The following is a 21559-nucleotide window of genomic DNA, read 5'->3' as shown; positions in this document are numbered from 1 at the left end:
CGCCGACCGCCCCGGCCACGACCTGCGCTACGCGATCGACTCCACCAAGCTCCGCACCGAACTCGGCTGGACCCCCCGCTACCAGGACTTCGAAGCAGGACTCGCCGCGACCATCGACTGGTACCGCGAGAACGAGACCTGGTGGGCCCCCGCCAAAGACCACGTCGAAGCCTTCTACGCCTCGAAAGGACAGTGACCGGCAGTGACGACGTTCGGCAAGACCCTCGCCGTCACCGACACCCCGATCCCGGGGCTCGTCGTGCTCGACCTGCCCGTCCACGGCGACGCCCGCGGCTGGTTCAAGGAGAACTGGCAGCGGGAGAAGATGACCGCGCTCGGGCTGCCCGACTTCGGGCCCGTGCAGAACAACATCTCCTTCAACGACAAGCCCGGCACCACCCGCGGCATCCACGCCGAACCGTGGGACAAGTACGTCTCCGTCGCGACCGGGCGGATCTTCGGCGCCTGGGTCGACCTGCGCGAGGGCCCCACGTTCGGGGCCGTGTTCACCGCCGAGCTCGACCCGTCGAAGGCGATCTTCGTGCCCCGCGGTGTCGGCAACAGCTACCAGACCCTCGAGCCCGACACCGCCTACGTCTACCTCGTCAACGACCACTGGTCCCCCGACGCGGCCTACTCCTTCCTCAATCTCGCCGACGAGACCGTCGCGATCGACTGGCCCATCCCGCTCTCCGACGTCGAGATCAGCGACAAGGACCGCACCCACCCGCGCCTGGCCGACGTCGTGCCGATCCCGCCGCGCAAGACCCTCGTGCTCGGCGCGAACGGCCAGCTCGGCCGCGCCCTGCGCGCCCTCCTCGGCGACCGCCCCGACATCGAGTACGCCACCCGCGCCGACCTCGACCTCGCCTCCCCCGGCCTCGACACCGCACGACCCTGGCGCGACTACGACGTCATCGTCAACGCCGCCGCCCACACCGCCGTCGACAACGCCGAGACCCCCGAGGGCCGCACCCAGGCCTGGGCCGCGAACGCCACCGGCGTCGCCGCGCTCGCCCGCATCGCGACCGAGCACCGCTGCACCCTCGTCCACATCTCCAGCGACTACGTCTTCGACGGCACATCCGACGCCCCCTACCCCGAGGACGCCCCTCTCTCGCCCCTCGGCGTCTACGGGCAGACCAAGGCCGCCGGCGACGCGATCGTGCAGACCGTCCCCCGCCACTACCTCATCCGCACCAGCTGGGTCATCGGCGACGGCCGCAACTTCGTCACCACCATGGCCTCCCTCGCCGAACGCGGCATCGACCCCTCCGTCGTCGCCGACCAGACCGGACGCCTCACCTTCACCGACGACCTCGCCGCCGGCATCCACCACCTCCTCACCACCCGCGCCCCCTACGGCACCTACAACCTCACCGGCAGCGGACAGCCCGCCACCTGGGCCCAGATCGCCCAGAGCGTCTTCACCCTCACCGGCCACGACCCCGCCCGCATCACCCCCGTCACCACCGACGCCTACTACGCCACCGCGACCGGCCCCATCGCCCCCCGCCCCCGCAACAGCGTCCTCGACCTCGCCAAGATCACCGCCACCGGCTACACCCCCGCCGACCACACCGACCGCCTCACCGCCTACCTCACCCCGCAGTGACCACGCGCACCCCCGCGCGCGCCGACATCCAGGCCCTCCGCGCCCTCGCGGTGCTCGGCGTCGTCCTGTTCCACATCTGGCCGCGAGCCCTGCCGGGCGGCTACGCGGGCGTCGACGTCTTCTTCGTCATCTCCGGCTTCCTCATCACGGGCCAGCTCGTCTGCGCACGCGAGCGCGGGACGCTGAGACTGGGAGCGTTCTGGGCCGCCCGCGCCCGTCGCCTGCTGCCCGCGAGCCTGCTCGTGCTGCTCGCGAGCGTCGTGCTCGTGCTCGTGTGGACACCCGCGCCCCAGCAGGCCCCCGACCTGCGCTCGATCGTCGCGAGCGCGCTGTACGCGGTGAACTGGCAGCTCGCGGCCGACGGGGTCGACTACCTCGCGCACGACGCGGCTCCGCCGATCGCCCAGCACTACTGGTCGCTCGCCGTCGAGGAGCAGTTCTACCTCCTGTGGCCCCTGCTCGTCCTCGCCGCCACCGCGCGCCGCCTGCGGGGGCGACGGGTGCTCGTCGCCGGCGTCGTGGCGGTCGCGGTCGTCGGCTTCGCGGTGAGCGTGTGGCTCACGGGCGCGAGCTATCCGTACGGCTACTTCTCGACCGCGAGTCGCCTGTGGGAGTTCGCGCTCGGCGCGATCGTCGCGCTCCTGCCCCCGCTCGCCCTGAGGGCATCCGTCCGCCTGGCCATCTGGGTCGCCGCGGTCGCCGCGCTGGTGATGGCGATGCTCGTGTTCGACGCCGCGACGGCTTTCCCCGGCCCCTGGGCGCTCGTGCCGACCGCGGCGACCGCGCTCCTCATCGCGATCGGGCCGACCGCGCCCGCGCACGCGTTCGAGCGACTCGTCGCATGGCGCCCCGTGCAGTGGGTGGGCGATCAATCGTACGGCGTGTATCTCTGGCATTGGCCCCTCGTGGTGATCGCGCCGCACGTGCTCGGCCGTGCGCCCGACCTCCCTGAGAACCTGCTGCTGCTCGCGACGACCTTCGTGCTCGCCGCGGCGTCGAAGCGGCTCGTGGAGGATCCGATCCGCTTCGGCGCGCGCCCCCGCGCGGCCCGGCCCTCCCGGATCCTCGCCCTCACCGCAGTCGGGATGGCGGTGGTCGTGGCCGTCGCCGCCCTGCCGATGTGGCACGGCGCGACGGCGGCAGCCGAGCAGCGCGCACACGCCGAGGCGAGCCTGCGAGATCCCGCCCAGTGCCGCGGTGCGGCAGCCCTCCTCGAGCCGGGCTGCGCCGGCCGCGCGGACGACCGGCATCCGATCGCGGATGTCGTGCCCGCCCTGGCGGGCCTCCGCGACGACATGGCCGGCGCCTTCGACTGCTACGACTTCGACCCCGGCGCAGGCGGGGAGCCGGTGTCGTGCACGTTCGGCTCCGAGGCGCCCGGCGCGGTCCGGGTGGCGCTGCACGGGGACTCGCATGCCGCGATGCTCATCCCCGCCCTGCGGGAGGTCGCCGACGAGCGCGGATGGCGCGTCGAGACGTTCGTGGGGCGGGGCTGCGTCTGGCAGGAGCCCGCGAGCGCCGCGTGCGCCGAGCGGAACGCACGGCTCGAGAGCCGTCTCGCCGACGGGGCGTACGACGTGCTGCTCGTCACCGCGGTCAACTCCGCCGAGCGCGACGCGGCCGCGCAGGCCGCGGTCGCCGACCGCTACGCCGAGGCGTGGCGGTCGGCGCAGGAGGCGGGGACGCGCGTGGTCGTGCTCGCCGACAACCCGCGTGTGCCCGCAGCCGCCCAGGACTGCGTGGCCACCGCGGATGTGCTCACCGAGGCGACCTGCGCGATCCCGCGCGCCGACGCGGCGCTCGAGAGCGATCCGCTCCGCGCGACCGCGGCGTCTCTCGACGCGCCGCTCGTGGATCTGTCCGACGCGTACTGCACGGCCGACGCGTGCCCCATGATGCTGGGAGGCGTGCTCGTGTACCGCGACCTCCACCACATCACGGGGTCGTTCAGCACGACGCTCGGCGGCTATCTCGCCGAGCGTGTGAGCGCGGCGATCGGCGTCGAGCCGTCGCCCACCCCGAGGAGGAGTCGATGAAGAACGCCGGAACCGTGCTCGTGTTCCCCACGTGGCCGGAGAACCCCTACCTCAACCTCCTCGAGCTGGCGGCGCGTGCGGCCGGCTACCGCTTCCGGGGCGCGACGACGCATGCCGAGCTGCTGCACGCCCTGCCGGCCCTGCCCCGGGGCGGCGTCGTGCACGTGCACTGGACGACCCCGCTCGTGCAGGAGGCCGCCGACGAGGCCGACGCCCGCGACCGTCTGCGCCGCCTCCTCGCGGCGCTCCGCGACGCCCGCCGCCGTGGTGTGCGGATCGTCTGGACGCTGCACAACCGACTGCCCCACGAGCTGCGCTTCCGGGACGCAGAGATCGCGCTCTACCGGGGCCTCGCCGACCTCGCCGACGTCGTGCACGTGATGGCGCCCGACACGGCAGCGGTCGTCGCCGACGTCGTCGCGCTCGATCCGGCCCGGATCCGCGTCATCCCTCATCCCAGCTACGAGGGCATCTACGACGCGGGCGTCGACCGCACCGCCGCGCGGGCGTCGTTCGACCTCGCGGAGCGCGATCGCGCGGTGCTCTTCCTCGGGCAGATCCGGCCCTACAAGGGCGTCGACGCGCTCGTCGAGGCCGCGACCGCCGCGGGCGACGACATCGTCCTGCTCCTCGCGGGCGTCGTCAAGGAGCAGTCGGAGGAGGAGGTCGCCGCGCTCCTTCCCGACGGGCTCCGCGCGCACACGCAGTTCTCCTTCGTGCCCGACGGGGATCTCGCGCGCTGGTTCCGGGCTGCCGACGTCGCGGTGTTCCCGTACCGCGCGATCCTCAACTCGGGCAGCGTGCACCTCGCCGCCACCTTCCGGGTGCCGGTCGTGCTGCCGGATGAGCCGCACCTGCGCGAGCAGTTCGGGGACGAGCGCTGGGTGGCGTTCTTCGACACCGCGCGGCCGGCGGCATCCATCGCCGAGCTGCTCCGCGACCGCGAGCTGTTCGCGGGCGTCGGCGAGCGCGACTTCGCGCGCTTCACGGCCGGGATCTCGCCGTGGCGCACGGCGAGCGCCTACCGCCGGCTGCTCGACGAGCTCAGCGCAGCGCCCTCGCCCGCTCTCGCGCGACGATGAGCGCTCGCCGGACCGCCCGCGGCGCCCAGTGCCGCCGGCGCCGCACGACGGTCACGCCGTCGACGCGCGCGTAGAGGAACGGATCCCGCGGGTCGTACGCGGGCAGCTCCCCCTCCCCCGCGACGGCCACCGCGACGCCCTCCCGGGCGACGAGAAGCGCCGGGGTGAGGGGTCGGTGCAGCGGCAGCGCGCCCGCCGGGAACACCGCGCGCCATCGCCACCCGCCGCGGACGTCCGCGCGCCACGTGGTCTCCGCGGCGGGGACAGGCGGGCGGCCCGCGAACTCCCCGTCGTGGAGCACGGGGACGCACGCGTCCTGTCCGCGGGCGCTGCGTCCCTCCACGACAAGCGATCCTCCGATGCGCGCGACGTGCGTGACCCGTCCGTCGAGCTCACGACGTGCCGCGAGCGCCCGCCCGAGGTCGCGCTCGGCGACGCGCGCCTCGGGGACGAGCATGAGGGCGCGCTCGCCGAGCACGCGGCGCACGGCCTCGACGAGCCGGTGCCAGGCATCGACGTCCTCGTCATCCGACCGCAGCGACGAGGTGAGCGGCGTGATGAGCGCCTCGCGCTCCTCGGGAGACAGCGCCGCGACGGCGTCCAGGGCGTCCAGTGCCGCGTGCCAGTCCGCGACGGGCTGCGGGCCGAGCCCCGTCATCCATCGCGCGAGCGGACGGATGGCGGCGCGCCCGCCTGCCGCGGCCATCCGCAGCACGAGCGCGCGGAGCGGGTCGCCGGCGAACGGCGGCGTCGCCTCGAGAAGCTCCCGCAGCGCGTCGCGCACACGCTCATCGTCCGCTCCGCCGGCGGCGTCGCGCGCCGCCCATCGCGCGACATGCACGAACCCGTCCCGCTCGCGCACGAGATCCGCGTACACCGTCGAGAGCCGCTCGTCACCCGCGTCGGCGACGAGGCGCGCGCAGGCGAGCTCCTGGTCCAGATAGCTGAGCAGCGACGCCGCCGAGTCGGCGCGCGCCGACATCGAGCTGCCGCCCGGCCGCTCGCGGTAGAGATAGACGACGTCTGAGACGACGTCGACCCGGCGCGCGCGCAAGTAGGCGCTGACCATCGGCACGATGTCGTTGGACCGCGGGACGTCGGGGAAGCGGATGCCCGTGCCGCGCAGCCAGTCGAGCGCGAAGGCCTTGTTCCAGCAGGGGCGGCTGAAGAGCAGCGTGGGCTCGTCGCGCAGGGTCGTGCCGCGCGCGGGACGGTCGAACGCCGGCATCACGTCGGTCGGCCGCCACGTGTCGGCGGGACGGAACTTGAGGTAGTCGCCGAACGCGATATCCGAGCCGCTGCGGGCGAGGCTGTCGACGAGGGCGACATAGGCGCCGTCGGGCACGAGGTCGTCGCCGTCGCAGAAGACGAGGAACCGCCCTCGGGCCTCATCCATCCCCGTGTTGCGCGCCGTGCCGCCGCCCCGACCGGCCGACGGGATGAGCCGCACCCGACTGTCGCGCTCCGCGACCTCCGCGACGATGTCGGCCGTGCCATCCGTCGAGGCGTCGTCGACGACGAGGACCTCCATGCCCGCGACGCGCTGGGCGAGGACCGTCTCGAGCGTCTCGCGGATCCACGGGGCGACATCGTGCGTGGGGATCACGACGGACAGGACCGGGCGCTCAGTCACCACCCGATCCTATCCGCGCGCATCAGCGGACCGCCGAGCCCTTCGGCAGGAAGTCCACGGTCTGCGCCGTGAGGGTGAGGATGGTCGGCCACGCTCCCCCGTTGAGGCGCCGCACGGCCGCGACCGACGTCACATGGCGCAGGCGCCCGCCGTCGAGCACATAGACGCGATCGCTCGTGGCCGACTTCACGAAGATGCGGCCCGGCACGCGCCCGCCGGAGAGGTCGAGCACGCGGCACGTCGCCGTGTCGAGCGTCGTCACCGCGAAGCCCGCCGTCGTGGTCACGGCACGCAGCCTGCCGCCGGCGGCGAAGTACGTCGTGCCGCCGCAGCGGGCGAAGAGGCTCAGGCTCCCCTTGTCGGCGTACCCGGTGAGCGTCGCGCCCGGGACGTGCGCGTCGACGCCGCGACCGAGGCCGTACTCGTCGGCGAAGCCCCAGCTCGGGAGGTACACGAGGCGACGGTCGGAGGTCGCGAGGTACACCCGGGCGGACGAGGTCCGCTTGACCCACGAGCCGGGCGCGAACCGGACCTCGCCGATCGTGTAGCGCGAGAGGCCCGACGGCGGCATGACGGCCGCGAACGGCTTCGACGATCCCGCGAGGGCCGCCGCGGCGGCGGCGTCGTAGAGCGGGTGCAGCTTCGAGCCGCTGATGAGGTGGAGCGTCGTGCCGCTCCACGTGCGGCGCGCGACGTTCGTCATCGTCGCGCCCTGCTTGACCGCCGTGTACGTGCCGGCCGTGAGGGCGAGCTCCGTGCCGCACCTGCCGCCCCACTGCCAGACCTGCGTGCAGGTCGTGAAGCGGTGGCGCTGGCCGCCCTGCAGGAGCGAGATGTCGCCGGTCGACGCGTTGCGGATGAAGCGCGAGGACGTGCCCTTCGTCGGGTATCGCGCCGCCTCGTCCGCCGAGACCGAGCGCCACGAGCCGAAGGCGGCCTCGTATGCCGAGAGCAGCTCTCTCGTGACGTGGACCTTGCTCGCGCCGTTGAGGAGGAAGATGTCTCCGTTCGGCGTCCGGATGAGACCCGACGTCGGCCCGCGCGTCGCCCCGAACCAGTCGGTGAAGTAGTTGTAGAAGTTCCGGTTCCCGTAGGCGGAGCACGCGTCGCCCGTGCCGTACCCGGCACGCAGCGCCGCGGCGTTGGGCTGATACGGCGTGTAGTAGTAGAGGCTCGCCGTGGCCTTGTTCCGGATCGTGACCGGTCCCGAGCCGCACGACGCGTTCGGGTGATACCGGACCTGCGACACCTTCCCGACCGGGAACCAGTCGAACCAGCTGGACTTCGCGTAGATCTGGTACTGCCGTGCCGCGCCGTAGACCTGGTTCTGGAAGCCGTAGTAGCGGGTGTCGCAGGCCGACGTATCGGGGCAGGCCATGCCCATCGCGATCGTGTACCGCCACGAGCTCGGCCACGTGTGCGTGACGAGTCCCTGCTCCTTCTGCAGCATCACGAGGAGCACCTTGGGGCTGATGCCGCACGCCTGGGCGACCTTCGCGATGATCGTCGCGGCGGACTCGCTCGAGGCGCCCTGATAGGGCTTCGTGCAGTACGCGTCGGCCTTGCGCGACGTCGTGCTCGCGCGGAAGTCCTTGAGGCAGGTGTACCCCGACTGGCAGGTCGGCACCTTGCGCTTCAGGAAGTCCTGGATCTGGGCGGCGCTCATCGACCCGCTGTCGTAGAACACGGCGTCGCTGATGATGTTGCCCGGGTCGAACCCGACCAGGCTCACCGCGCTCGCGCGCAGCTCCGCGCCCTCCTCGACGACCGCGGCGTCGAGCGTCGTGTCCTGCGCGACGCGGTCCATCTCCTCGTCGGTGAGCGCGCCGGGGGTGGGCGAGGGCGAGGGCGTCGCGCTGGGGGTCGGGGACGCACTCGGCGTGGGTGCGGCACTCGGGGTCGGCGACGCACTCGGCGTCGCGGACGGGAGCGGCGGCGCGCTCGGCAGCACGCCGGGGGCCGTCGTCGCCGAGATGACGGGCTCGTCATCCGGGTCGGGCGCCGCGGCGAGGGCCGGGCTCGCAGCGGAGAGGACGCCCGCGAGGAGCGAGACGACCGCGAGGGTCGACAGAGCGAGACGTCCGCGCGCGTGCGCCGACGTGCGAGAGGGTGCACGCATGTGAACAGTGTGACAGATGTGAAAGCTCTGAGAAGGGGCGGATGGCGCCGGGCCTGCCGCGCGGGCCGCGTCCATGTCGCTCCGAGGGTGGCCGGGCGGGTCCATGGGAGGATTGACGGGTTGCGTCGCACGGCCCGGTCCCCGGCCCGGCGCGTTCGAGTCGGCCAGAGAGGTTTCAGGCGTCATGAAGTTGAGTGTGATCGGTTGCGGGTATCTGGGTGCGGTGCATGCGGCGGCGATGGCGTCGCTGGGGCACGAGGTCGTCGGGATCGATGTCGATGAGGCCAAGATCGCCAAGCTCGCCGCGGGCGAGACGCCGTTCTTCGAGCCCGGGCTCGGGGAGATCCTCACCCAGGGGCTGGAATCGGGTCGCCTGTCGTTCACGACCGACATGTCCGCCGCCGCGGGCGCGCAGGTCCACTTCATCGCCGTGGGCACCCCGCAGCGCCACGACGGCACCGGCGCGGACATGACCTACGTCAACGCGTCCGTCGAGTCCCTCCTGCCCCACCTGCGCCCCGGCGACCTCGTCGCGGGCAAGTCGACCGTGCCCGTGGGCACCGCCAGCCGCCTGGCCGAGCTGATCGCCCCCACCGGCGCGCACCTGGCCTGGAACCCCGAGTTCCTCCGCGAGGGCTTCGCGGTCAAGGACACCATCGAGCCCGACCGGCTCGTGTACGGCGTCTCCGACACCACCGGCACCGACGACACCGCCACCCTCGACGCCGTCTACCACACCGCGATCGCCGCGGGCACCCCCCGCCTGGTCACCGGATACGCCACCGCCGAGCTCGTCAAGGTCGCCGCCAACAGCTTCCTGGCCACCAAGATCAGCTTCATCAACGCGATGGCCGAGATCGCCGAGACCGTCGGCGCCGACGTCACCCAGCTCGCCGACGCGATCGGACACGACAACCGCATCGGACGCCGCTTCCTCAACGCCGGCGTCGGGTTCGGCGGCGGCTGCCTGCCCAAGGACATCCGCGCCTTCACCGCCCGCGCCGAGGAACTCGGCAAGGGCGAATCCGTCGCGTTCCTCAAGCACGTCGACGAGATCAACCTCCGCCGCCGCCAGCGCGTGGTCGACCTCGCCGTGGACAGCTTCCCCGACCACATCAACGGCCACCGCGTCGCCGTCCTCGGCCTCGCATTCAAGCCCGACAGCGACGACACCCGCGACTCCCCCGCCCTCGACGTCGCCGTCCGCCTCAAGGGCCTCGGCGCCGACGTCATCGCCTACGACCCCGAAGCGATCCCCAACGCCCGCCGCGCCCACCCCCAGCTCGCCTACGCCGACACCCTCGACGACGCCCTCACCGGCGCCGAGACCGTCGTCATCGCCACCGAATGGAAAGCCTTCCGCGACCTCGACCCCCACACCACCCGCGACAAGGTCGCCCGCCCCGTCATCATCGACGGCCGCAACATCCTCACCCCCACCACCTGGCGCGACGCCGGCTGGACCTACCACGGCATGGGCCGCTGACATGACCCCCCGCGTCGCCGTCGTCGTCCGCACCAAGGACCGCCCCGACTTCCTGCGCAGGGCGCTGCGGAGCATCACGGGCCAGACGCTGACGGCGTGGGAGGCCGTGATCGTCAACGACGGCGGCGACCCCGCGGTCGTCGACGCGCTCATCGCGGCGCTCCCCGACGAGCACCGCGCGCGTGTGCGCGCGGTGCACTCGGAGACGTCGCGCGGGCGCTGGGTGAGCGCGAACGCGGGGGTCCTCGCGACCTCTGCGCCGCTCCTCGTCCTGCACGACGACGACGACACATGGCATCCGGAGTTCCTCGAGCGGGCATCCGCCTACCTCGACGCCCACCCCGAGCGCGGCGGCGTGGTGTCCCGCATCGAGATCGTGTGGGAGGAGCAGCAGGGCGACCGCCTCGTCGCCGTCCGCCGCGAGGTGTTCCAGCCGCAGCTCGCGGCGCCGACCCTCGCCGACACGCTCCTGTTCAACCGGTACGTGCCGATCGGCTTCGTGTACCGCCGCAGCCTTCACGAGGAGCTGGGCCTGTACGACGACCGGCTCCCCGTCGTCGGCGACTGGGACTTCAACCTGCGCGTGCTCGCGCGCGGTCCCCTCGAGTACCTCGCCGACGAGCCGTACGCGTACTGGCACCAGCGCACCGGCGCCGACGGCGCAGCAGGCAACAGCGTGATCGAGTCGCGCGGGGATCATGAGAAGCACGATGCGCTCATCCGCGATGAGGCGCTGCGCGCGTACGTCGACGAGCACGGGCTCGGCCTCGTGCTCTACCTGACGAAGTTCATCGACCGGCGCTTCGTCGAGGTCGAGAACGGCATCCGCGACGAGGTGCGCCGCGAGGTGGGCCGCCTCAACGTCCTCCAGCGCGGCTACGACAAGGTGCGGCGCCGCCTCGCCCGCTGACCGGCCGCACGGCGTCGCGCGCGATCAGTGCGGCGTCGTGCGGACGAGCTCGACGGCCTCGTCGATCGGGCCGTCGAAGAGCACCTTGTGCTCGTGGATGAAGATCCCGCGCGAGCACAGGCGCTTCACGGTGCCCATGTCGTGGCTCACGACGAGCATCGTGACGCCCTTCGCCGTGAGCTCCTCGATCTTCGCGTAGCACTTCTGGCGGAACGGCGCGTCGCCGACCGACAGCACCTCGTCCACGAGGAGCACGTCGAGGTCGACGTGGATCGCGACCGCGAAGGCGAGGCGCATGAACATGCCCGAGGAGTAGTGCTTCACCTCGGTGTCGATGAAGTCGCCGATCTCGCTGAACGCGACGATGTCGTCGAAGCGCGCCTCGATCTCGTCCTGCTTCATGCCGAGGATGGCCGCGTTGAGGTAGACGTTCTCGCGCCCCGAGAGCTCGGGGTGGAAGCCCGCGCCGACCTCGATGAGGCCCGCGACCCGGCCGCGCGTGAAGACGCGTCCCTTGTCGGGTTCGAGCACGCCCGAGACGAGCTTGAGCGTCGTCGACTTCCCGGATCCGTTGAAGCCGAGGACGGCGACCGACTCGCCCTCGCCGATCTGGAAGCTCACGTCGTCGAGCGCCGTGAAGACGTCGCTGCGCACCTTCTTGCGCTGGATCCAGCCGATGAACGCCTCCTTGAAGGAGTGCGTGTTGCGCTTGAGGAAGAGCTTCGACACGTGGTCGATGACGATCGCCGGCTTCGTGGCCGACGTGACGGTGAGGGTGTTCGACATCACAGATCCTGGGCGAAGGTGCGCTCGAAGCGGCGGAACGTCAGCTGGCCGATGACGAGGATGACCGCGCACAGCGCGACGGCGATCCCGAGGTACACGAGGAAGTGCTCGGGGAACCCGTGCGGCTGTGCGTCCGCGTTCGTCGGGACGGTGGGCTCCCAGAACGTCCAGTGGAACAGCTCGACCGCGATGGTCACAGGGTTCGACATGTAGAGGTGGAGGATCCAGCCCGTGGCCTTCTCCTCCACGAGCGTCCACGCGTAGAGCACAGGCGACGCCCACGTCGAGACCATGCGGATGATCTCGACGAAGTTCTGCGCGTCGCGGTACCGCACGTTGATGCCCGCGAAGAAAAGACCGAGGCCGAGCGCGAGCGCGGCGATGAGCACCATCCCGAGGAGCATCGCGCCGAGGCCCGCGAACGTGGGCAGCCAGCCGTAGATGAGGCTGACCACGAGGAGGATGGCCAGCTGCGGCAGGAAGTGGATGAACGCCACGATGATCGCGGAGATCGGGAAGAGCTCGCGCGGCAGGTAGATCTTCTTCACGAGGGCGCGGTTGTCCACGATGGCCGTCGTCGCGTTGCCGAACGCCTCGTTGAAGAAGTTCACGGCGACGAGACCGGCGAAGAGGTAGATCGGGAAGTTCGTGATGCCCCGGTTGCCGTCGAAGATGAAGCCGACGACGAGGAAGTACATGAGGAACTGGATGCCGGGCTTGACGTACGACCACGTCCAGCCGAGCACCGAGTTGCGGTAGCGCGTCGCCGTGCCCTTGCGCACGAGGAGGCGGAGCAGATACCGCCAGCGGAACACATCCGCGAGTCCGCGACCTCGGCCGGGGACGTCGTATTCCGACAGATCGATCGTCGTCACTGGTGCGCGCCCTGCCTCGTCAATCGGGAAAAAGCCACACGCGATCCTATCGCCGCACCCGCGGGCAACCTGGAGGCCAGCCCCGAGCGCGCGGCGTCAGAGCTCGGCATGCAGCTGCCAGACCTTCTCCGCCGCGCTGTGCCACGAGAACGCGCGCGACCGATCCCGCGCGCGCAGCGCCATCCGCTCGTCGTCGATCGCCGCCGCGAGCGCGTCGCCCATCTCGGCGCCGTCGACCACCGCGCCTCCGTCGAGGACGACCTCGCGGTGGCCGTCGCAGTCGGCGGCCACGACGGGGGTGCCGAGAGCCATCGCCTCGACGACGCGCCAGGGCCACGCGGCCCGCGTCGACCCCGCCGCGAACGCCGCGGCGTGCGCGAGAACCGCGGCGCGGTCTCCCCGGTCGAGCGAGCCGTGCGTGCGAACGCGCTGCGGATCGGCGCCGACGGCCTCCGCGATCTCCCGGACCGCGCCATCCTGCCCCTCCGGCACGTCGATGACGACGACATCGGCGTCGACGGCGCGTGCGGCCGCGAGCGCGCGGGCGAGGCCGTCGGACGCCGCAGCTCCTCCGGACGTCGCGATGTAGCGGGCGGGCAGCGCGAGGTCGCGGCGACGCGCGTCGACGTCGCTGGGGATCGAGAAGCCCTCGGGCGGCGCACCGGCGACGACCCGGACGCGCGGACCGAACGCGGCATGCTCGGCGAGGCGCTCGGCGATCGCGTGCGTCGGCACGACGATCGCATCGGCGTGCTTCTGCGCGCGCTTCAGGAGCGCCTGCTCGAGCGCGGCCGCCGCACGGGGCAGCTCGCCCGGCGCCTCCCACGCGCGCAGATCCCACAGCGTGACGACGGTCTGCGCGTGGTCCTTCGCCCGGTCATGCCGGACGAGGGGCGCGAGGAGCGTGGGCGCGTGGATGAGGCCGCCCTCGGCGCCCGCGGCCACGCCCATCCGCCAGGCCGCGACGAGCTCCCGGCGCGCGAGAGCGAGGCGCTTCTCGCTCGAGATGCCGTCCAGGCGCAGCGGCTCTCCGGCCGGCGCGATCGCGTCGACGACGCATCCCGAGGGCGCCGACTCGATGAGCATGCGCGCGAGGTCGCGCGCGGCCGCGGAGAGATCGGGGTCGGTGGGTGCCGCGAGCTGGTCGAGGACGACTCGCAGCCGCACCGTCATCCCGACGACTCCTCGGGGTGCAGGACGCTCTCGAGGTAGGCGTGGATGGCTGCGAAGTCGGGCGACTCCTGGTCGACCGCGATCGGCCCCTCGGGCGTCAGCTCGACGGAGGTCACCGCCTGGCTCTTCGCCTCGACCGCGAGGTCGAGGAAGGTCGGCAGGAGCGACTGGGGGATGTCGGTCTCGACGATCGCGGTGCCGGCGCGTGCGACGTCCTGGAAGCGCGTGAGCACGTTCTCCGGCGTGAACTGCGCGAGGATCGCCTCCTGCAGCTGCCGCTGCCGCTGCATGCGGTCCCAGTCGCTCGTCGTGTAGCGGGAGCGCGCGTACCACTGCGCGGTGTCGCCGTCCATGTGCTGGGCGCCCGGCTCGATCCATCCGATCGCCCAGTCCTCGGCCGGCTGGCCCTCGTACGCGGGCCCCCCGCCCTTCGGCAGGCGCTGCGACACCTCGATGTCGACGCCCCCGAGCGCGTCGACGAGCGCCGCGAAGCCGTTCATGTCGATGAACGCGTAGTACGGGATCTCGAGGCCGGTCACGCCCTCGGCCGCGTCCTTCGTGGCCTCCACGCCCGGCGACGAGCCGTGGCGCTCGGCGTCGGGGTAGAGCGAGGCGCCGTGGTCCTCGCGGCAGATCTCGGCGGCCTGGCGGATGTGGTTCATCCAGTCGTCCCAGCCGCACGACGGATCGGCGTGCCCCTCGAACCCGTTCGGGTAGAGCGCCTGCATGGGGCTGCCGTCGCTGAACGGCGCGGCGCCCAGCTCGCGCGGGATGCCGGTGATCGTCACGGCGCCGGTCGATGCGTTGATGGAGACGACCGAGATGCTGTCGAACCGCATGGAGTCGCGGCCGTCGCCCGAGTCCGCGCCGAGCAGGAGGATGTTGTAGTAGCCCTCGCTCGGCGGCACGACCGGGGCGCTCGCGGCGAAGATCGAGCCGAGCGCGTTGGAGGCCGCGACGAGGCGCGGTGCGGCGTAGGCCACCGTGCCGCCCGTGACGACCATGAGCAGGATCGCGAGCGCCGCGATGCCGAAACGCGCGGGGCTCTGCGTCCGGACGAGGCGGACGAGCCGGAGCGTGTCGATCGACAGGACGATCCAGAGCACGCCGTACGCGACGACGATCGCGGCGAGAGCGAGCAGCACGAGCGGGTTGAGGAGGATGGTCATGGCGCCGTCGCGCCAGAGCAGGAGCGCGAGCGCGCCGACCGCGACGAGCACCCAGGACAGGAGGGTCGCCCCCAGGCCGAAGCGGCCCAGTCGGCGGCTGCCGGCGAGCACCTGCGCGGACCCGGGGATGACCCAGCCGAGCAGGACGAGCCACCATCCGCGGCGCGTCATGAGCGCCGCGTCGGCCGCGTCGGGGTGCCGCATCGGGCGCGTCTCGACGAGAGCGCTCGATCGCAGCGGCGTCCGGGTGCGTGCCATGGCGGCAACCGTCACAGAGAGCCCTTCAGACGTGCGTTCTTCTCCTCGACCTGGCGCTCGAGATCGCGGGCGTACTCCTCGATGCGGTCGGCGATCGCGGCATCGGCGGTGCCGAGGATGCGCGCGGCGAGGAGACCGGCGTTCTTGGCGCCGTTGATCGAGACGGTGGCGACGGGGATCCCCGCCGGCATCTGGACGATCGACAGGAGGGAGTCGAGTCCGTCGAGCGTCTTCAGCTGCACGGGGACGCCGATCACGGGAAGCGCCGTGACCGACGCGAGCATGCCGGGCAGGTGGGCCGCGCCGCCGGCTCCCGCGATGATCGCCTGGAGTCCGCGGCCGCGCGCCTCGCGGCCGTAGCGGATGAGCTTGTCCACCGTGCGGTGCGCCGAGACCACCTCGACCTCGTGCGGGATGCCGAGCTCGGTGAGAGCGGTCGAGGCGTCGACCATGACGCGCCAGTCGGAGTCGGAGCCCATGACGACGCCGACGAGGGGCGTTTCGGACGAGTTCAGCACCCGACAAGGCTAGGGCGAGACCCTGGAAATCGCCGGGAGCGACATCGCCTCGCTCCCCGGGCCCGCGCCATCCGCCATCCCCTCGGCGTCCGCACGAGCGCAGGAGAATCCGCCGAGAGCAGGACCACTGCGGGGGCATCGTCCTGCGCTCACGCGGATCTCCTTCCCTCGCAGCGGTCAGAGGTGCAGCCCCTGCGCCATCGCCGAGCGCAGCGAAGACTCGACATGGTCCCAGTCGTGCATCACCTCGAAGTAGTCGAAGCGGAAGACGGTGAAGCCCAGGAGGCGGAGCGCCCGGTCGTGCGCGATGTCGGCGCGCCGCTGACGCGCGTCGCTGTGGAAGGCGAAGCCGTCGAGCTGCACGACGAGCCGACGGCCGATGAGGGCGTCCACGGGGCGACCGGCGAGCCACACCTGCTGCCGGAAGGGGATGCCCGCGCGGCGGCAGCGGTACGCGAACCGCGACTCCACGCCCGAGTCGGATCGGACTCCCGCCTCCGCGGCGAGCGCACGGGCCGCGACGCTGCCCCATTTCGTCCGCGCCATGGCGTCGGCGGAGATCCGGGTCCGCGCGAGGGCCGACTCCCACACGGCGAACGCCGCTTCGCCGTCCGCGCACACCGCGATGCACGCAAGAACGTTCTCGGTCGGATCGAGCAGGCTCCGGGGTGCGACGGCGACGACGGGCGACGCCCAGTGCGCGCGCACGCCGGGTTCGACGGCGCGCGCATTCGGTGCGAGCGCGATGTGGATCCCATCGGCCGGACCAGGCGGGCACCAGAGCCCGTGCTGCTCGAGCGCGCTTCGGCAGGTGATGCGCCCGCCGAGGCGCGCCGCGGCGTGGACCTCTGCCGGCGCCTCGGGAAGGACGAGCCAGGAGCGGCGCAGCAGCGCGACGCCCTCGGCGCGGGCCGCACGGCGCAGGCGATCGGGCGACCACCCCGACTCGAGGAAATCGCGGCGGTGGCGGTACCCGCCGTGGGCGGAGAGGAGTGCGCGCAGGGACATGCGGAGAGCCTGGCCCCCGCGGAGCGTCCGGCGAGCGCCACTCCTCCGCGGTGTGGACGGACCCGCGGCGGCGCACGCGGCTGTGCACAGGGTGTCGGCGCCGGGCGGCCCCCGTCGGGCCTGCCCCGCGTCGCCATCCCCACGGCCCGCCGCAGGAGAATCCGCCGAGAGCAGGACGGATTCGGCCGTGCCGTCCTGCCCTCGGTGGATCCTCCTGCTGTCGCCGGGGCGGACCCCCCGCTGCGACGCCGACCAGGGCCATCCGGCTAGGGTCGACGGGTGAGCTGGGAGCGGACGCGCACGGTGGCAGGGCGGATGGCGGAGGTCGCGCAGACGGGGTCGACGAACGCCGATCTCGCGCGCGCGATCGCGCAGGGCGAGGAGTGGCCGCACCTCGGGGTGCTCCTCACGCACGACCAGCAGGCGGGGCGCGGGCGTCTCGACCGACGCTGGGTCGCTCCTCCGGGCGCCGCCCTCGCCCTGTCGGTCGTCGTGCGGGTGCCCGATCTCCCCCTCGCCGGGCGCGGCTGGATCCCCCTCGTCGCGGGAGTCGCGATGCAGCGTGCGGTCGCGGCCCAGACCCCGGGCATCCGGGTCTGCCTGAAATGGCCGAACGATGTGCTCGTCGCACACGAGGGCGACGAGCTCCGGAAGATCTGCGGCGTGCTGGCCGAGGGCACCGCCGACCCCGACGCCGTGATCGTCGGCACGGGGGTCAACACGCGCCTGCAGCCGATCGACCTCCCCGTGCCGACGGCGACGTCGTTCCCCGCGCTGGGCCTGGAGTGCGACGAGGACGCCCTCGTCGCGGACTACCTCACGGCGCTCGACGACCTGCTCCGCGGCCTCGCCCGGGCGGGCGGCGACGCCGTCGCGTCCGGAGCGCACGCCGCGGCGACCGCCGTGTGCACGACGCTCGGCCGCGACGTCGCCGTGTCCCTCCCCGATGGGACGACGCTGCGGGGGCGCGCGACCGAGCTCGCTCCCGACGGGCGCCTCGTCGTCGTCGCGGACGGCGACCGCGTGGCGGTCTCGGCCGGCGACGTCGTGCACGTCCGCTGAGCGGCCCGGCGCGGCGCGGCGGAGTCCTGCCCGCGTCGCGGACAATGGGGGCATGAGCACGCCTGGACTCGCGGGTCGGCCCGCCACGCCGCCGGTCGCCCCCGCGCCTGAGCTGCTCGTGGCGCGCCTGCACGGCCACGCCCGGCGGCTCACCTGGTCGGCGCTGCTCGTCATCGCCACGGCGGGCGCGACGGGCTACCTGCTCGGCAACCTGCCGGCTCCCTTCGAGGACTGGATGCTGCTGGCCGCGGCGGGTGCCGTCGTCCTGCTCGGCGCCGTCCTGCCGCTGCTCGCATGGCTCACCCGCACGTACACGATCACGACCCGGCGCGTGATCGCGAAGCGCGGCCTCCTCGCCCGCGACCACAGCGAGCTCTCGCACACGCGCGGCTACTCCATCCGACTCCGCCGCGGGGTGCTGCAGCGGATGTGGGGAGCGGGCACGCTCGTGCTGTCCGACGGCGTCACGGCGCCGCTCGTGCTGCGGGACGTGCCCGACGCCGGCCTCGTGCACGAGGTGCTCGCCGACCAGGTCGAGATGAGCCAGATCCAGGCGCACCGCGAATCGCAGGGCTTCTCGTTCGGGCACCAGCTGCCGGCGCCCCGCGGCTGATCGTTCGCGGGTCCGCCGATGCGTCAAAATGGACGCATGACGATGCGTGTGGGTGTGATCGGCGGCGGCCAGCTCGCGAGGATGATGATCGCTCCCGCGGTCGAGATGGGCATCGAGCTGAGCGTGCTCGCCGAACAGGAGGGCATGTCGGCCGCACTCGCCCAGGCCGCCGTGGGCGACTACCGGGATGCCCAGACCGTGCTCGCGTTCGCGAAGGACGTGGACGTCATCACGTTCGACCACGAGCACGTGCCGCAGGACGTCCTGCACGCGCTCGTCGACGCGGGCGTCGCGGTGCACCCGGGCCCCGACGCGCTGCGCTTCGCGCAGGACAAGCTCGTGATGCGCCGCCGCCTGGCCGAGCTCGGGGCGCCGCAGCCCGACTGGGCGGCCGTCGCCGAGCCGTCCGAGCTGCAGGCCTTCCTCGACGACCACGGCGGGCGCGCGGTCGTGAAGACGCCGCGGGGCGGCTACGACGGCAAGGGCGTGAAGGTCGTCTCGCGCCCGGAGGACGTCGCCGACTGGTTCGCCGACTTCGACGGCGAGGCGCTGCTCGTGGAGGAGCTCGTCGACTTCCGCCGCGAGCTCGCGCAGCAGGTGGCGCGTCGCCCGAGCGGCGGGATGGTCGCCTACCCCGTCGTCGAGACCGTGCAGCGCGGCGGCGTGTGCGCCGAGGTGCTCGCGCCCGCCCCCGACGCGAGCGAGAAGCTCATGGAGGTCGCGGCGCGCCTCGGCAAGACGATCGCCGAGGGGCTGCGCGTCACGGGCATGCTCGCGGTCGAGCTCTTCGAGACCGTCGACGACCGCATCCTCGTCAACGAGCTCGCGATGCGCCCGCACAACAGCGGGCACTGGACGCAGGACGGCGCCGTGACGAGTCAGTTCGAGCAGCACCTGCGCGCCGTCCTCGACCTCCCGCTCGGCGCTCCCGACGTCGCCGCGGGCGCGGTCGTCATGGTGAACATCCTCGGCGGCCCGCAGGGCGAGCAGCTCACCGACCGCTTCGCCGCGGCCATGGCGGCGCATCCGCTCGCCAAGATCCACACCTACGGCAAGGAGCCGCGCCCCGGTCGCAAGGTCGGGCACGTCAACGTCGCCGCCGATGAGCTCGACGACGCCGCGTACGAGGCGCGCGCGGCTGCCGCCTTCTTCGACTGATCCGCGCGGGTCTCCGAGGGCGGTGTCGCCGCGCCACACAGCTTCACGACGGGCGTTGTGTGTGCCCTCCAAGTCGCGCGCGGCGGCCGCGACTAGGGTGGAACGCGTGACCGAACCCGACATGTCCACGACCCAGGGCAAGATCGCCGACCTGCGCGCCCGCTACGACGAGGCCGTCGTCCAGGCCGAGGCGAAGGCGCAGGAGAAGCAGCACGCCAAGAACAAGCTGACGGCGCGCGAGCGCATCGAGCTGCTCGTCGACCACGGCTCGTTCGTCGAGTTCGACGAGTACGTGCGCCACCGCACGACCGCGTTCGGGATGGAGCGGTCGCGGCCGTACGGCGACTCGGTCGTGACCGGCGTCGGCACGATCCACGGTCGCACGGTCGCCGTCTACGCGCAGGACTTCTCGACCTTCGGCGGCTCCCTCGGCGAGGTCGCGGGCGAGAAGATCATCAAGATCATGGAGTTCGCGCTGCGTGGCGGGATGCCCATCGTGGGCATCCTCGACTCGGGTGGCGCGCGCATCCAGGAGGGTGTCGTCGCCCTCGGCAAGTACGGGGAGATCTTCCGCCTGAACACTGCCGCGTCGGGCGTCATCCCGCAGATCTCGATCATCATGGGCCCCGCAGCGGGCGGCGCGGTGTACTCCCCCGCGCTCACGGACTTCGTCATCATGGTCGACAAGACGAGCCAGATGTTCGTCACGGGCCCCGACGTCATCAAGACCGTGACCGGCGAGGACGTCGGCATGGAGGACCTCGGCGGCGCCTACACGCACAACACGCGCTCGGGCGTGGCCCACTACCTCGCCGAGGACGAGGACGACGCGCTCGACTACGCGCGCACCCTCCTCGGCTTCCTGCCCGACAACAACATGGCGGATGCGCCGGCGTACGAGTCGGCGTTCGAGTTCGAGACGACCGACGCCGACCGGCAGCTGAACACCCTCATCCCCGACTCGCCGAACCAGCCGTACGACATCCACGAGGTCATCTCGCGCACGGTCGACGACGGCGAGTTCCTCGAGGTGCAGCCGCTGTTCGCGCCGAACATCGTCATCGGCTTCGGCCGCGTCGAGGGTCGCACGGTCGGCATCATCGCGAACCAGCCCTCGCAGATGGCGGGCACGCTCAACATCGACGCGGGCGAGAAGGCGTCGCGCTTCGTGCGCTTCTGCGATGCGTTCTCCATCCCGATCGTCACGCTCGTCGACGTGCCCGGCTACCTGCCGGGCACGGATCAGGAGTGGACCGGCGTCATCCGCCGCGGCGCGAAGCTGCTCTACGCCTACGCCGAGGCCACCGTCCCGCTCGTCACGGTCATCCTGCGCAAGGCCTACGGCGGCGCCTACATCGTCATGGGCTCGAAGCAGCTCGGCGCCGACATCAACCTCGCCTGGCCGACCGCCGAGATCGCGGTCATGGGCGGCCAGGGCGCGGTGAACATCCTCTACCGCGGCGAGCTCAAGAAGGCCGAGGAGGCGGGCGAGGATGTCGCCGCCGTCCGCACGCGCCTCGCGAACGAGTACACCTACAACGTCGCGAGCCCGTTCCTCGCGGCCGAGCGCGGCGAGCTCGACGGCATCATCGAGCCGGCCGCGACGCGCGTGGCGATCGCGAAGGCGCTGCGCTCGCTCCGCGGCAAGCGCGCGGAGCTGCCGCCCAAGAAGCACGGGAACATCCCGCTCTAGCGGGAGACGGCGCATGTCCGAGCAGAACGACATCCCCCGCGTCGACGTCGTGCGCGGGAACCCGACCGACGAGGAGCTCGCGGCCATCGTCGCGGTCGTGTCCGAGGCCTACACGCAGGAGGCGGCATCGGCCGTCGTCGACGACACGCCGTCGTTCGACGCGTGGACGAGGTCGCGCCGTCTCCGCCGTCCGCTCGCACGCGGCGGCTGGGGCCGCTTCGGCAGCTGAGACCGCTCAGGGGGCCGGTTCTTGTCCCCCGAAATACCTACAGACACGAGCTTGCGGGTTTTCCATACTGGATATGGAAACGCTTGTGCGTTGGCCGCCCCATCCGCTCCAGGGTAAGCAGATGGCGAGTCGGCAC

Annotated in this window: 18 protein-coding genes and 1 pseudogene; 11 read left to right on the top strand and 8 right to left on the bottom strand. The window is 72.4% G+C overall.

Features of this window, described 5'->3' with window-relative positions; all coding sequences use genetic code 11:
* From ACWXWW_RS10910 to ACWXWW_RS10895, 4 genes and pseudogenes are all read left to right on the top strand, one after another.
* Positions 1–196: pseudogene (locus ACWXWW_RS10910) on the top strand (dTDP-glucose 4,6-dehydratase); the annotation flags it as partial.
* A 6-nt stretch (positions 197–202) separates the two neighbouring features.
* A complete protein-coding gene (locus ACWXWW_RS10905) occupies positions 203–1615 on the top strand; it encodes a sugar nucleotide-binding protein (protein ID WP_455969901.1) in 1413 nt (470 codons plus the stop codon).
* Complete coding sequence (locus tag ACWXWW_RS10900; protein ID WP_455969900.1) at positions 1612–3651, top strand: acyltransferase family protein; 2040 nt, start codon at positions 1612–1614, stop codon at positions 3649–3651. The genes ACWXWW_RS10905 and ACWXWW_RS10900 overlap by 4 nt, the downstream gene beginning before the upstream one ends.
* Positions 3648–4733, top strand: coding sequence for a glycosyltransferase (locus ACWXWW_RS10895; protein WP_455969899.1), 1086 nt, complete (start codon positions 3648–3650; stop codon positions 4731–4733). Before ACWXWW_RS10900 ends, ACWXWW_RS10895 begins: the two co-directional genes overlap by 4 nt.
* Here ACWXWW_RS10895 and ACWXWW_RS10890 read toward each other — a convergent pair.
* Both ACWXWW_RS10890 and ACWXWW_RS10885 read right to left on the bottom strand, forming a co-directional pair.
* The gene (locus ACWXWW_RS10890) at positions 4696–6366 is read right to left on the bottom strand and encodes a glycosyltransferase (RefSeq protein ID WP_455969897.1); all 1671 of its coding nucleotides are present in this window, start codon (positions 6364–6366) and stop codon (positions 4696–4698) included. The genes ACWXWW_RS10895 and ACWXWW_RS10890 overlap by 38 nt on opposite strands.
* Before the next feature lie 22 nt (positions 6367–6388).
* Complete coding sequence (locus tag ACWXWW_RS10885; protein ID WP_455969896.1) at positions 6389–8485, bottom strand: hypothetical protein; 2097 nt, start codon at positions 8483–8485, stop codon at positions 6389–6391.
* 184 nt (positions 8486–8669) lie between these two features.
* Here ACWXWW_RS10885 and ACWXWW_RS10880 point away from each other — a divergent pair, with 184 nt between their 5' ends.
* Positions 8670–9971 carry a UDP-glucose dehydrogenase family protein gene (locus tag ACWXWW_RS10880; RefSeq protein ID WP_324012313.1) on the top strand — a complete coding sequence of 434 codons (1302 nt, stop codon included), beginning with the start codon at positions 8670–8672 and terminating at the stop codon, positions 9969–9971.
* Position 9972: 1 nt separating this feature from the next.
* Positions 9973–10881: a glycosyltransferase family 2 protein gene (locus ACWXWW_RS10875; RefSeq protein ID WP_455969895.1), complete on the top strand. Its 909-nt coding sequence runs from the start codon at positions 9973–9975 to the stop codon at positions 10879–10881.
* 24 nt (positions 10882–10905) lie between these two features.
* Here the strand turns inward: ACWXWW_RS10875 and ACWXWW_RS10870 are convergent, their stop codons facing one another.
* From ACWXWW_RS10870 to ACWXWW_RS10845, 6 genes are all read right to left on the bottom strand, one after another.
* Positions 10906–11667 carry an ABC transporter ATP-binding protein gene (locus ACWXWW_RS10870; protein WP_271173826.1) on the bottom strand — a complete coding sequence of 254 codons (762 nt, stop codon included), beginning with the start codon at positions 11665–11667 and terminating at the stop codon, positions 10906–10908.
* Positions 11667–12542 carry an ABC transporter permease gene (locus tag ACWXWW_RS10865; protein ID WP_455969894.1) on the bottom strand — a complete coding sequence of 292 codons (876 nt, stop codon included), beginning with the start codon at positions 12540–12542 and terminating at the stop codon, positions 11667–11669. The genes ACWXWW_RS10870 and ACWXWW_RS10865 overlap by 1 nt, the downstream gene beginning before the upstream one ends.
* 96 nt (positions 12543–12638) lie before the next feature.
* Positions 12639–13715, bottom strand: coding sequence for a glycosyltransferase (locus tag ACWXWW_RS10860; RefSeq protein WP_455969893.1), 1077 nt, complete (start codon positions 13713–13715; stop codon positions 12639–12641).
* Positions 13712–15142 (bottom strand): LCP family protein, encoded by a 1431-nt coding sequence (locus ACWXWW_RS10855; protein WP_455969892.1) that lies wholly within the window; start codon positions 15140–15142, stop codon positions 13712–13714. Before ACWXWW_RS10855 ends, ACWXWW_RS10860 begins: the two co-directional genes overlap by 4 nt.
* An 11-nt stretch (positions 15143–15153) precedes the next feature.
* A complete protein-coding gene (gene purE, locus ACWXWW_RS10850; RefSeq protein WP_282979736.1) occupies positions 15154–15621 on the bottom strand; it encodes a 5-(carboxyamino)imidazole ribonucleotide mutase in 468 nt (155 codons plus the stop codon).
* Between the two features lie 216 nt (positions 15622–15837).
* On the bottom strand, positions 15838–16668 hold the full coding sequence (locus ACWXWW_RS10845; protein ID WP_455969891.1) for an endonuclease domain-containing protein: 831 nt from the start codon (positions 16666–16668) through the stop codon (positions 15838–15840).
* Between the two features lie 279 nt (positions 16669–16947).
* On the opposite strand from ACWXWW_RS10845, the gene ACWXWW_RS10840 reads away from it, so the two are divergent.
* The 5 genes from ACWXWW_RS10840 to ACWXWW_RS10820 all read left to right on the top strand — a co-directional run bounded on the left by ACWXWW_RS10840 (position 16948) and on the right by ACWXWW_RS10820 (position 21423).
* A complete protein-coding gene (locus ACWXWW_RS10840) occupies positions 16948–17730 on the top strand; it encodes a biotin--[acetyl-CoA-carboxylase] ligase (protein WP_455969890.1) in 783 nt (260 codons plus the stop codon).
* Positions 17731–17782: 52 nt separating this feature from the next.
* On the top strand, positions 17783–18343 hold the full coding sequence (locus tag ACWXWW_RS10835; protein WP_271173832.1) for a PH domain-containing protein: 561 nt from the start codon (positions 17783–17785) through the stop codon (positions 18341–18343).
* A 36-nt stretch (positions 18344–18379) separates the two neighbouring features.
* Positions 18380–19501, top strand: coding sequence for a 5-(carboxyamino)imidazole ribonucleotide synthase (locus tag ACWXWW_RS10830; RefSeq protein ID WP_282979657.1), 1122 nt, complete (start codon positions 18380–18382; stop codon positions 19499–19501).
* 121 nt (positions 19502–19622) lie between these two features.
* Positions 19623–21194, top strand: coding sequence for an acyl-CoA carboxylase subunit beta (locus ACWXWW_RS10825; RefSeq protein ID WP_282979738.1), 1572 nt, complete (start codon positions 19623–19625; stop codon positions 21192–21194).
* A 13-nt stretch (positions 21195–21207) separates the two neighbouring features.
* The gene (locus tag ACWXWW_RS10820) at positions 21208–21423 is read left to right on the top strand and encodes an acyl-CoA carboxylase subunit epsilon (RefSeq protein ID WP_324014244.1); all 216 of its coding nucleotides are present in this window, start codon (positions 21208–21210) and stop codon (positions 21421–21423) included.
* The last annotated feature ends 136 nt before the right edge of the window (positions 21424–21559 follow it).

It is taken from the genome of Microbacterium sp. KNMS (assembly GCF_053851835.1).
Note: the sequence above shows the minus strand (reverse complement) of the source record. Positions and strands in the feature narration are given on the sequence as shown.